The following is a 12,235-nucleotide window of genomic DNA, read 5'->3' as shown; positions in this document are numbered from 1 at the left end:
GTCAATCCCGTCTGATACAGGCGGGCGCAACGAAATGACGCAGGCACAGGTCGCGCGGGGACAATATCCCCTGCTCGCGGTTCGCGACGTCAGCGTCGTGTTCGGCGGCATTATCGCATTGAACGGCGTGTCCTTTGACATGCATCAAGGTCAGATCCTCGGCCTGATCGGGCCGAACGGAGCGGGCAAAACCACGCTGTTCAACTGCCTCAGCCGGCTCTACCAGCCGAGCGCCGGCGACATCCTGATGGAAGGCCAGAGCATCCTGTCGCGGCCACCGCACCGGATCGCCGAGATCGGCATCGGCCGCACCTTCCAGAACGTCGCATTGTTCGCCAACCTTTCGGTGCTCGACAACGTCCGCGTCGGCACCCATGCCCGTACCTCCAGCGACATCGTCAGCGACTCGTTGCGGTTGCCCTGGGTCCGCAACGGCGAAGCCAGGCTCAATAAGCGCGTTCATGAGATCCTCGGTTATCTCGACCTCGAAGACGTCGCCCATGTCACGGTTTCCGGTCTGCCGTTCGGTACCCAGAAGCGTGTGGAACTGGCGCGCGCCTTGGCCGCGGATCCGAAAATCCTGCTGCTCGACGAGCCGGCCGGCGGCCTTAACCATGAAGAAGTTTACGTGCTTGGCGATTTGATCCGCCGCATTCGCGACGAGCGCAAGATGACCGTGCTGCTTGTCGAACACCACATGGGCCTCGTGATGTCGATCGCCGACCACGTGGTGGCGCTCAATTTCGGCCGCAAGCTCGCCGAGGGAACGCCGGCCACGGTGCAATCCGATCCCGACGTCATCAAGGCCTATCTGGGGAGCAAGGACCAATGACGGCGATGCTCAACGTAAGGGACCTGCGCGCCTATTACGGCCAGGTGCAGGCGCTTCACGGCCTGGAATTCGGCCTTAACGAAGGAAGCCTGACCACCCTGCTCGGCGCCAACGGCGCCGGCAAGACCACGACCTTGCGCGCGATCTGCAACATGGTGCGCTCGACCGGATCGATCGAATTCGACGGCGCGCCTCTCACCGGCCGTTCGACCGAAAACATCGTTCGCCTGGGCATCGCCCATGTGCCGCAAGGCCGCGGCACGTTCACGACCATGACGGTGGAGGAGAATCTCCAGCTCGGCGCCATCACCCGCAAGGACAAGGCCGGTGTCGTGTCCGACATCGAGCGCATGTACGATCATTTTCCGGTTTTGAAGCAGCGGCATACCCAGCAGGCCGGCACGCTTTCGGGCGGTGAACAGCAGATGCTAGCGGTTGCTCGCGCACTGATGCTGCGCCCGAGGCTGATGTTGCTGGACGAGCCGTCATTCGGGCTCGCGCCGCTGATCGTACGCGACCTGTTCAAGATCCTCGGCAAGATCAATCGCGAGGACAAGGTCACCATTCTGGTGGTGGAGCAGAATGCGCAGCTGGCGCTGGAACTCGCCGACCAGGCCTATGTGATCGAGACCGGCCGCATCGTCATGTCCGGAAAAGCCACCGAGATCGCGAATAACGAAGACGTTCGTAAATCCTATCTTGGATATTGAGGAGCGCCGCCATGGAGCTTTTTACAAACCAGATCCTGGCTGGCATCGCCACCGGCGCGATCTATGCCTGCATGGCGCTCGCCGTCGTCATGATCTACCAGGCAATCGATCATCTCAATTTCGCCCAGGGCGAGATGGCGATGTTTTCGACATTCATCGCCTGGCAGCTGATGCAATGGGGGGTGCCGTACTGGGGAGCATTCCTGATCACGTTGGTATTCTCCTTCATCGGCGGCATCGCCATCGAGCGGTTGCTGTTCAAGCCGTTGGCGAAGGCGCCGATCCTGACCAACGTCGCCGGCTTTATCGCGCTGTTCTCGATCATCAACAGCTCGGCCGGCCTGATCTGGGACTTCACGATCAAGCAGTTTCCGACGCCGTTCGGCTCGTCGCCGTTTCTCGGCAGCCAGCTGGTCTCGACCCATCAGGCCGGCATGATCGGCGTGACGCTGCTGTTGCTGGTGCTGCTGTTCTTCTTTTTCCGCTTCACGCGGATCGGCCTTGCGATGCGCGCCGCCGCGTCGCTGCCGGAATCGGCCAGGCTCGTCGGCATCAACACCAGCTGGATGATTGCGCTCGGCTGGGGCATGGCGGCCGCGATCGGCTCCATCGCCGGCATGCTGATCGCGCCGGTGGTGTTTCTGGAGCCGAACATGATGGGTGGCGTGCTGATCTACGGATTCGCCGCCGCCGTTCTTGGCGGGCTCACAAGTCCGTTCGGTGCGGTCATTGGCGGCTTTCTTGTCGGCATCTTCGAAAATCTCGCCGGGACCTATATCCCCGGCGTCGGCAATGAATTGAAACTGCCGATCGCGCTGGCGCTTATCATCGTCGTATTGGTCGTCAAACCGGCGGGCCTGTTCGGCCGGGCCATCGTGAAGCGAGTTTGATCATGAGCGCAATCCAGGAAGTCGTCACCGAAGCGCCCGCCGTCGAGGCCGTTCCCAAGAGGGCCATGACGCTCGGCTACGGAACCTCATTGGCCGTGCTTGCATTGCTGATCATCATTCCGCTGTTCGTGAAGAACTTCATCATCTTCCAGCTGACGATGTTGCTGATCTATGCGCTCGCGGTGCTGGCGCTGAACATCCTGACCGGCGGCAGCGGGCAGTTTTCGCTGGGCCAGAGCGCATTCTACGCCGTCGGCGCCTATACCTCGGCGATCCTGATGGAAACCTTCAACGTCAACTACGCGCTGACGCTGCCGGTCGCCGGGGTGGTGTGCTTTGCGTTCGGTTTCCTGTTCGGCCAGCCGGCGCTCCGTCTGAGCGGCGTTTACCTCGCGCTCGCGACCTTCGCATTGGCAACCGCGATGCCGCAGCTATTGAAGCTCAACGTGTTCGAGCCCTGGACCGGCGGCGTGCAAGGCCTCGTTGTGACCAAGCCTGACGCGCCGTTCGGGCTGCCGATGTCCCAGGACATGTGGCTGTATTACTTCACGCTGGCGGTCACGATCGCGATCTATATTTTCTCCGTCAATCTGTTGAGGTCGCGCTCCGGCCGCGCCTTCATGGCGATCCGCGACAACGAGATCGCGGCCTCCGCCATGGGCATCGACGTTGCGCTCTACAAGACGCTGGCGTTCGGCGTCAGCGCTGGGATCACCGGTGTCGCCGGCGCGCTCGGCGCGATCGCCGTGCAGTTCGTCGCGCCCGACAGCTACACCATCACGCTGGCGATCGCGCTGTTTCTCGGCATGGTCGTCGGTGGCGTGGGATGGCTGCCCGGATCGATCGTGGGTTCGGCCTTCATCATCTTCGTGCCGAACATCGCGGAAGGAATCTCGAAAGGCCTTTCTGGCGCCGTGTTCGGCGTCCTCCTGTTCGTTGTCATCTTCCTGATGCCGCATGGCGCCAGACAGGTGGCAATGATGGCCCAGCAAGCGATCGGTAAATTCAAGAAAAACTGAGGAGAAACACCCATAATGCTTTCTAGACAGCAATTACGAACCGCCGCGTTCACCACGGCGGTCATCGCCTTTGCGGCCACCGGCAGCAGCGCATTCGCCCAGAAGAAATACGACACCGGCGCGACCGATACTGAAATCAAGATCGGCAATATCATGCCCTATAGCGGCCCGGCTTCGGCCTATGGCGTGATCGGCAAGATCGAAGAAGCCTACTTCAAGATGATCAATGAACAGGGCGGCATCAACGGCCGCAAGATCAATTTCATCAGCTATGACGACAGCTACAGCCCGCCAAAGGCGGTCGAGCAGGCGCGCAAGCTGGTGGAGAGCGACGAGGTTCTTCTGCTGTTCAGTCCGCTGGGAACACCGTCGAACTCGGCGATTCAGAAATATCTGAACTCCAAGAAAGTGCCGCAGCTTTTCGTCGCGACCGGCGCCACCAAATTCGGCGAGTACAAGGATTTTCCCTGGACCATGGGCTGGCAGCCGCCCTATCAGAGCGAGGGCCGGATCTATGCGAAATATCTCCTGAAGGAGAAGCCCGATGCCAAGGTCGCGGTCATATTTCAGAACGACGATTTCGGCAAGGACCTGCTGAAAGGCCTCAAGGACGGTCTCGGCGACAAGGCGTCGTCAATGATCGTGGCTGAAGAGAGCTATGAAGTTTCCGAGCCGACCATCGACTCCCATATCGTCAAGCTCAAATCGAGCGGCGCCGACGTCTACTTCAGCATGACCACGCCGAAGTTCTCCGCCCAGAGCATCAAGAAAGTCGCCGAGATCGGCTGGAAGCCGATGTACTTCCAGAGCAATGTCGGCGCTTCCGTCGGCTCCGTGCTGCAACCCGCAGGTTTTGAAAATGCCCAGGGCATTCTCTCCGCGGCTTATGCCAAGGACGGCGCGGATTCGCAGTGGGACAATGATGAGGGCATGAAGAAATTTTATGCCTTCCTCGCCAAATACGCCCCCGAGGCCAACAAGGCTGATGGATCGGTCGTGTTCGGCTACGGTCAGGCGCAGACCATGGTCCAGGTGTTGAAGCAGGCCGGCGACAATCTGACCCGCGAGAACATCATGAAGCAGGCCGCCAGCCTGAAGGACTTTGCGCCCGACACGCTGCTTCCCGGCGTGAAGATCAATACCAGCGCAACCGACTTCTATCCGATCGAGCAGCTTCAGATGATGCAGTTCAAAGGCCAGAAGTGGGACCTGTTCGGCCCCGTCATCAGCGGCGAGGTCGGCGGCTAGGTTTTGCCAGCCGAGAGAACCGATTAGGTCAGTCGATTTGACCCAAGTCTGTTCGACTAAATAACGCCCCTTGCGACCTCGTCGCAGGGGGTTTTTTGTTGCTGCCCAACGCCGGCAGGTATTCGATACGCGGAGGGGCCGCAAAGTGCTCTCAATAAAAAAATGACACATTCAACCGCGATCCAGGGAGATCAAGATGCCCGCTATCCATTGGCGATCGGGAGCCTTCACGGCTGCCCTCGCGATTCTTGTTGCGACCAGCAGCGCAGCGCTCGCGCAGAAGAAATACGATGTCGGCGCCACCGACACTGAAATCAAGATCGGCAACATCATGCCTTACAGCGGCCCGGCGTCCGCCTATGGCGTGATCGGCCGGACCGAAGCGGCCTATTTCAAGAAGATCAACGATGCCGGCGGCATCAACGGCCGCAAGATCAATTTCATCAGCTATGACGACGCCTATAGCCCGCCGAAGACCGTGGAGCAGGCGCGCAAGCTGGTGGAAAGCGACGAGGTGCTGCTGATCTTCAACTCGCTCGGCACGCCGCCGAATTCCGCCATCCAAAAATACATGAACTCGAAGAAAGTGCCGCAGCTCTTCGTCGCCACCGGCGCCACCAAATGGAATGATCCCAAGAACTTCCCATGGACCATGGGATGGCAGCCGAGCTACCAGAGCGAAACGCAGATCTACGCGAAGTACATCCTGAAGGAAAAGCCGAACGCCAAGATCGCGGTGCTCTATCAGAACGACGACTACGGCAAGGACTATCTGAAAGGGCTCAAAGACGGACTCGGTGCCAAGGCCGCCTCGATGATCGTCGCCGAGGAGAGCTATGAGACCACCGAACCTTCGGTCGATGGCCATATCGTCAAGCTGAAGTCGAGCGGCGCCGATATCTTCGTCAACATCACGACGCCGAAATTCGCGGCGCAGGCCATCAAGAAAATGGCCGAAATCGAGTGGAAGCCGCTGCATTTCCTCAACAACGTCTCGGCATCGGTCGCCACCGTCATCAAGCCGGCCGGTTTTGAAAATGCCCAGGACATCATTTCCGCGGCTTACCTGAAGGACGCCTCCGATCCGCAGTGGGACAATGATGCCGGCATGAAGCAGTTCTACGAGTTCATGGCGAAGGATTTCCCGGAAGGCAACAAGCAAGACCAGGGGACCGTGGTCGGCTTCGCCGTTTCGCAAACGCTGGTCCAGGTGCTGAAGCAGTGCGGCGATGACCTCACCCGCGAAAACATCATGAAGCAGGCGGCAAGCCTCAAGGATTTCCGGACCGGAGTGCTGCTGCCCGGCATCAAGATCAACACCAGCCCGACCGACTTCGCCCCGATTTCCTCGCTTCAACTGATGAGATTCAAGGGCGAGCGATGGAACCTGTTCGGCGACGTGATCGACGCGGATGTTGCCGGCTGACGCGGTTGTTCAGCCCGGCAGGCCCTGAAGGAGACGCGCGGCGGTGCCGCGTTCAGCCTTGCGGCTGACAGGGCCTCATCCTGAGGAGGCGCGAAAGCGCCGTCTCAAGCGATGAAGCCACTGCACTGGAAAAGCGCAGAGTCTGATTCAGATCCCTGAATCAGACTCTGCGGCCTTTTATCTGACCTTCGAAGCGGTTTTCCACCCTGCGGGATCGAGCACGAACAGGGGTTTTCTTTTGTGCCGATTGGATGGATAACCGGCATTCTCGTCACTCCATTTCAAATCCCGTGAAGCGATGACTGATAGACGCCCTCTCCTGCGCGCACTCTTCGATGCCGCCGTTGCCGCCGCCCACCCCGACGTCGTGCTCTCGGCGCATCTGCGCCCGGTGCCCAAGGGGCGGGTAATCTGCCTTGCCGCCGGCAAGGGCGCCGCCGCCATGGCCGTCGCCGCGGAACGTCATTATCTCGACGAACTCAAGCTCGAGCCCTCTCGCCTAGTGGGCATCGCGACCACCCGTCACGGTCACGGCCTACCGACACGGCGGATCAAGGTGGTCGAGGCCGGTCATCCCGTGCCTGACGAGGCCGGACTAAAGGGCGCGGAAGATACGTTGCGGCTAGCGCAGAGCGCCGAGGCCGATGACCTCTTGCTGGTGCTGCTGACGGGCGGCGGCTCCGCCAACTGGATCGCGCCGGTGGAGGGCATTACGTTCGCGCAGAAACAACAGGTGACGCGCGCGCTGCTGCGCTCGGGCGCGCCGATCGGCGAGGTCAACACCGTTCGCAAGCATTTGTCGCGCATCAAGGGCGGCCGGCTCGCGCGCGCCGGCCAGCGCGCCGAGATCGTGACGCTGGCGATATCCGACGTTCCCCGCGACGATCCATCCGCAATCGCATCGGGACCGACAGTGCCGGATCCGACCACGCTGGCGGATGCCCGCGCCCTCGTCGCGAAATACAACCTTGAAGTCGACGATGCTATCCGCCGCGCGCTCGACGACGCCAACAACGAAAGCTGCAAGCCCGGCGATCCCGCCTTTGCCCGCGCGCATTTCGAGCTGATCGCGCGGCCGAGGGCCTCGCTCGATGCCGCGATCAAGCTCGCAAAGGACGCCGGATACGACATCATCGATCTCGGCGCCGATCTCGAAGGCGAAGCGAGGGATGTTGCGGCCGATCATGCAAAGCTCGCGTTGCAGGCGCGCGCCGAGGGCAGGCGCGTCGCGATCCTGTCGGGCGGCGAGCTCACCGTGACCGTGCGCGGCAACGGGCGCGGCGGCCCCAACCAGGAATATGCGCTGGCGCTGGCCGGCCTTCTCAATCAGACACCAGGCATATCGGCGCTGGCGGCCGATACCGATGGCGCCGACGGCGGCGCGGGCAGCGCGACCGATCCAGCCGGCGCGATGATCGATCAGACCACTTTTACGAAAATGAAATCGCTGGGCCTCGATCCCAAGGCTTACCTCGACAACAACGACGCCACGGCGTTCTTTGCCGCAACCGGCGATCTCTTGTTGACCGGCCCGACGCTCACCAACGTCAATGACGTCAGGGTGATCCTGGTGGATTAGGCTTAGGTTCACTGTCATTCCGGGGCGCGCTTCAGCGCGAACTACGATGTGCGATTGCACATCGGAGAATCTCACGCCGCAACTTCTGGATTCCGGGTTCGATGCTTTGCATCGCCCCGGAATGACGAGAGGCTCTAAAACTCCCGAGCAATCGTGGCCAGCATCGCCAGCAGTGCGGCACGGTTGGCGGGGCCCAGCAATTCGTTGAGACGCGCTTCATGCTTGGTGGCGACGAGCTTCTTGGCGCGTGCCAGTACCGCGCGGCCCTTGTCGGTCAGCACAAGGATATGAGAGCGCCGATCATTGGTCGAGCGCATTCGCGCGCAGAGGTCGCGGCTCTCGAGGCCATCGAGCATCGCGACGAAATTCGGCCTGAGAATGCCGAGCGTATTGGCGATTTCGGTCTGATTGCGCCCGGGATTCTTGTCGAGCAGCAGCAGAACCGAGAACTGCGCCGGCGTCAGTTGCAGCGGCTCAACGCAGTGCAGGAAGTCCTCGAACACCTTCAACTGCGCGCGCTTGAGCGAATAGCCGAGCAGTTCGGACAATTCGCCCATCTGCAGCGCGGCGCCCTCAGTCGCGCCCTCGGCCTGTTCCTTGCGGGCGGCACGCGAGCCTTTGGGATCGACGGCGGTTTTGGAAACAGTCATCGCTCGGGGCTCGCAATCCCTGTAGATTGATATGGCCCCTCTGCAACGGATGCGGGCCTTGAGATTATAATCGATAATTGTTATCCATCATATCAAATACCGGCAGCATGTTTCAACTGCTGTTATCGGACCGTCGGGCAGCCACGCCGGCGCGCGATCGGCCCGGCGTCTGAGGGGGAGCGTCCGGTCTTGAACACGACGATCATGCTGTTCCTGGTGCAGGACGGCATTACCAACGGCGCGATCTATGCGTTGCTCGGCCTCGCGCTGGTGCTGGTGTTCGCCGTCACGCGCGTGATCCTGATTCCGCAAGGCGAGTTCGTCACCTATGGCGCGCTCACCTATGCCTCGCTGTCAGCGGGCCAGTTTCCGGGCACCGCGCGGCTGGCAGTGGCGATGGGCATCGTGGCGTTCTGCCTCGACATCTATGTCGGCCGCCGATCGTTGCACCGGCGGCTGGTCGGGCGCGCGCTCGTGGTCAACATCGTGCTGCCCTCGGTGATCTTTGCGCTGACGTACTGGTCGGCCGGGCACCAGAGCGGGATCGCGATCAACATCGCGCTGTCGCTGCTGATCGTCGCGGCGATCGGGCTGTTTCTCTATCGCATCGCGTTTCAGCCGATCGCACAAACGTCCGTGCTGGTGCTCCTGATCGCCTCGGTCGGCTGCCATCTCGCGATGCAGGGTTTTGGCCTGGTGTTTTTCGGCGCCGAAGGCCAGCGCGGGCCGCCGATTTCGACCGCGGCTTTCACCGTTGGCCCGCTGCGCTTCACCGGACAGAGCATCGCCGTCTATGTCATCACCGTTGCGTTCATGATCGGGCTTTGGCTGTTTTTCGGCCACACGCTGACCGGCAAGGCGTTGCGCGCCACCGCCGTCAATCGCCTGGGCGCGCGCCTGGTGGGGATCAGGACGACATTGGCGGGACAGATCGCATTCCTGATGGCTGCGCTGATTGGCGCGATTTCGGGGATCCTGATCGTGCCGATCACGACGCTGTATTACGACACCGGATTCCTGATCGGACTGAAAGGCTTCGTCGCCGGAATCATCGGCGGCCTCGTCAGCTATCCGCTGACCGCGATCGCAGCACTGCTGGTCGGCGTGGTCGAAGCCTTCTCCTCGTTCTTCGCCAGCAACTTCAAGGAAGTCATCGTCTTCACGCTGATCATTCCGGTTCTCGTGCTGCGATCGCTGGCGGCGCCAGCGGTCGAGGAAGAGAAGGATTGATCGCGATGCCGCAGCGGCTGCCAATCATGCTGTTTGCGCTGGTGATGGCGGTGATCCCGTTCATCCCGGGCATGCCGCCATTCTGGATCGTGCTGCTGGACAATATCGGGCTCTCCGCGCTGGTGGCGATGGGGCTCGTGCTGTTGACCGGCGTCGGCGGCCTCACCTCATTCGGCCAGGCGGCGTTTTGCGGCTTCGGCGCCTACACCACGGCGGTGCTCACCACCGCCTACGGCCTGTCGCCATGGCTGGCGCTGCCGCTTTCTCTTATTGTCAGCGGCCTCGCCGCAGTCGTACTCGGCCTCATCACGGTACGGCTATCCGGCCATTATCTGCCGCTCGGCACCATCGCCTGGGGCATCGGCCTGTTCTATCTGTTCAGCAAGCTCGAATTCCTCGGCCGCAATGACGGGATTTCCGGCGTTCCGCCTTTGTCGATCGGCTCGCTCAAAATGATCGATCCCGGAACGATCTACTTCGCGATCTGGATCGCGGTTCTGGTCAGCGCGCTGCTCACCATGAACCTTTTGGACTCGCGCACCGGCCGCGCCATTCGCGCGCTGCGCCGCGGCCACATCGCCGCCGAAGCCTTTGGCGTGCAGACGCCGCGCGCCAAGCTTCTGGTCTTCATCTATGCGGCGGTGCTGGCCGGTCTCTCCGGCTGGCTCTACGCGCATTTCGAGCGCGCCGTTAATCCGACGCCGTTCGGCGCGCAGGCTGGCATCGAATATCTGTTCGTCGCCGTCGTCGGCGGCGCCGGCTATGTCTGGGGCGGCGTGCTTGGCGCCGCCATCGTCGTCATCCTGAAAGAGATTCTGCAGAGCTACCTGCCCTATGTATTTCACGGCGAAGGTCAGCTCGAAACCATCGTGTTCGGCATCCTGCTGGTGACGCTGCTGCAGATCGCGCCGACCGGCGTGTGGCCCTGGCTGATGGCGCGCATCCCGTTAAAGCCGAACCGCAGGCGGCCGGATACGTCCCTGACCTTGCCGGCACGACCGCGAGCGGCGGAAACGCCTGGCGTGCTCCTGCAGATCGATCACGCGCGCAAGCAGTTCGGCGGTGTGGTCGCGGTCAACGATGTTTCCTTTGACGTGCAGACGCGCGAGATCGTCGCGCTGATCGGCCCCAACGGCGCCGGCAAAAGTACGACCTTCAATTTGGTCACCGGCGTGCTGACCTCATCGGGCGGCAGGATCTCGGTGCTCGGCAAGAACATCAATAACGCGCCGCCGCAGGAGGTGGTGAAGCTGGGCGTCGCCCGCACCTTCCAGCATGTCAAGCTGGTGCCTGATATGAGCGTGCTGGAGAATGTCGCGATCGGCGCCCATCTGCGCGGTCACGCCGGCGCCGTCGCCAGCATGTTGCGGCTTGATCGCGCCGATGAAGCGAAATTGCTGGCGGAGGCGGCGCGGCAGATCGAGCGCGTCGGGTTGAGCGAGCAGATCAACCAATTGGCGGGCAGCCTGTCGCTCGGCCAGCAGCGCATTGTCGAGATCGCCCGCGCGTTGTGCGTCGATCCGATGCTGCTGCTGCTCGACGAACCGGCCGCGGGATTGCGGCATATGGAGAAGCAGCAGCTCGCGGCGCTGCTGCGCCAGTTGCGCGATGGCGGCATGTCGGTGCTGCTGGTCGAGCATGACATGGGATTTGTGATGGATCTCGCCGACCGCATTGTCGTGCTCGATTTCGGTACCAAGATCGCCGAGGGCACGCCGGCCGCGATCAAGACCAATCCCGATGTGATCAAGGCCTACCTCGGAGCGGTGGCATGAGTACGTTGCTGAAGGTCACCGACGTTCACGTGGCCTATGGCAAGGTCGAGGCCGTGCGCGCGGTGTCGCTCGATGTCGCCGACAACGAGATCGTCACCATCATCGGCGCCAATGGCGCCGGCAAGACCACGCTGTTGAACGCCATCATGGGGATCCTGCCGCTCAAGGGCGCCGCCCACTTCGCAGGCCAGGACATGGCCCGGCTCGATATCGAGGATCGCGTCATGGCAGGCCTGAGCCTGGTGCCGGAGCATCGCGAATTGTTCTCGACCATGAACGTCGAGGACAATCTTCAGCTCGGCGCGTTCCGGCTGCCGAAGGCCGCCACGGCAAATGCCTTCGAGCGGGTCTACACGCTGTTCCCGCGGCTGAAGGAACGGCGCAAGCAATTGGCCGGCACATTATCCGGCGGCGAGCAGCAGATGCTGGCGATGGGCCGCGCCTTGATGGGCACGCCACGGCTGTTGATGCTGGACGAGCCGAGCCTCGGGCTGGCGCCGATCATCGTCGCGGATATTTTCCGCACCATCGGCGAATTGCGCGCCAGCGGCGTCTCGGTGCTGCTGGTCGAGCAGAACGCAAAGGCCGCCCTGCAGATCGCCGACCGCGCCTATGTGATGGAGCTCGGCGAATTCATCCTGAACGGATCGGCCAAGGAGATCGCGGCCAACCAACGCGTCGCCGCCAGCTATCTCGGCTTTCAGCACGAAGGCGCGAGTGCGGTTTGAAAACGTAGGGTGGGCAAAGGCGCTCTTCGCGCCGTGCCCACCGTTCTGGAAAAGATATAATTCAAGTGGTGGGCACGCTTCGCTTTGCCCACCCTACTATTTGCTACGCATCGCCCAACGCAGCCGACCCTCCCCCTTCAGGGGAGGG

Annotated in this window: 11 protein-coding genes; 10 read left to right on the top strand and 1 reads right to left on the bottom strand. The window is 61.9% G+C overall.

Going from position 1 to position 12,235, the window contains the following annotated elements:
* The first annotated feature begins 34 nt into the window (after positions 1-34).
* The 7 genes from BLV09_RS28415 to BLV09_RS28385 all read left to right on the top strand — a co-directional run bounded on the left by BLV09_RS28415 (position 35) and on the right by BLV09_RS28385 (position 7,704).
* Entirely contained in the window at positions 35-832 is a 798-nt protein-coding gene (locus BLV09_RS28415; protein WP_146689768.1) for an ABC transporter ATP-binding protein, read from the top strand.
* Positions 829-1,542, top strand: coding sequence for an ABC transporter ATP-binding protein (locus BLV09_RS28410; RefSeq protein ID WP_100385519.1), 714 nt, complete (start codon positions 829-831; stop codon positions 1,540-1,542). Before BLV09_RS28415 ends, BLV09_RS28410 begins: the two co-directional genes overlap by 4 nt.
* A gap of 11 nt (positions 1,543-1,553) precedes the next feature.
* The gene (locus tag BLV09_RS28405; RefSeq protein ID WP_100385518.1) at positions 1,554-2,432 is read left to right on the top strand and encodes a branched-chain amino acid ABC transporter permease; all 879 of its coding nucleotides are present in this window, start codon (positions 1,554-1,556) and stop codon (positions 2,430-2,432) included.
* A gap of 2 nt (positions 2,433-2,434) precedes the next feature.
* Positions 2,435-3,451 carry a branched-chain amino acid ABC transporter permease gene (locus tag BLV09_RS28400; RefSeq protein WP_100385517.1) on the top strand — a complete coding sequence of 339 codons (1,017 nt, stop codon included), beginning with the start codon at positions 2,435-2,437 and terminating at the stop codon, positions 3,449-3,451.
* A gap of 15 nt (positions 3,452-3,466) precedes the next feature.
* Complete coding sequence (locus BLV09_RS28395) at positions 3,467-4,699, top strand: ABC transporter substrate-binding protein (protein ID WP_146689767.1); 1,233 nt, start codon at positions 3,467-3,469, stop codon at positions 4,697-4,699.
* Between the two features lie 196 nt (positions 4,700-4,895).
* Positions 4,896-6,125, top strand: a complete 1,230-nt coding sequence (locus BLV09_RS28390; RefSeq protein WP_146689766.1) for an ABC transporter substrate-binding protein — start codon at positions 4,896-4,898, stop codon at positions 6,123-6,125.
* Between the two features lie 298 nt (positions 6,126-6,423).
* Positions 6,424-7,704, top strand: coding sequence for a glycerate kinase type-2 family protein (locus tag BLV09_RS28385; RefSeq protein ID WP_146689765.1), 1,281 nt, complete (start codon positions 6,424-6,426; stop codon positions 7,702-7,704).
* A 134-nt stretch (positions 7,705-7,838) separates the two neighbouring features.
* Here BLV09_RS28385 and BLV09_RS28380 read toward each other — a convergent pair whose 3' ends face one another.
* Positions 7,839-8,354, bottom strand: a complete 516-nt coding sequence (locus BLV09_RS28380; protein WP_146689764.1) for a MarR family winged helix-turn-helix transcriptional regulator — start codon at positions 8,352-8,354, stop codon at positions 7,839-7,841.
* 189 nt (positions 8,355-8,543) lie between these two features.
* Here BLV09_RS28380 and BLV09_RS28375 point away from each other — a divergent pair, with 189 nt between their 5' ends.
* The 3 genes from BLV09_RS28375 to BLV09_RS28365 are packed head-to-tail and all read left to right on the top strand — an operon-like array spanning position 8,544 to position 12,087.
* A complete protein-coding gene (locus BLV09_RS28375; protein ID WP_167558903.1) occupies positions 8,544-9,584 on the top strand; it encodes a branched-chain amino acid ABC transporter permease in 1,041 nt (346 codons plus the stop codon).
* A gap of 5 nt (positions 9,585-9,589) precedes the next feature.
* Positions 9,590-11,359 carry a branched-chain amino acid ABC transporter ATP-binding protein/permease gene (locus BLV09_RS28370; RefSeq protein WP_146689763.1) on the top strand — a complete coding sequence of 590 codons (1,770 nt, stop codon included), beginning with the start codon at positions 9,590-9,592 and terminating at the stop codon, positions 11,357-11,359.
* Positions 11,356-12,087: an ABC transporter ATP-binding protein gene (locus tag BLV09_RS28365; RefSeq protein ID WP_146689762.1), complete on the top strand. Its 732-nt coding sequence runs from the start codon at positions 11,356-11,358 to the stop codon at positions 12,085-12,087. The genes BLV09_RS28370 and BLV09_RS28365 overlap by 4 nt, the downstream gene beginning before the upstream one ends.
* Positions 12,088-12,235: the final 148 nt, after the last annotated feature.

It is taken from the genome of Bradyrhizobium canariense (assembly GCF_900105125.1).
Taxonomy (GTDB): Bacteria; Pseudomonadota; Alphaproteobacteria; order Rhizobiales; family Xanthobacteraceae; genus Bradyrhizobium; species Bradyrhizobium canariense_A.
This window is presented reverse-complemented; position numbering and strand designations above follow the sequence as displayed.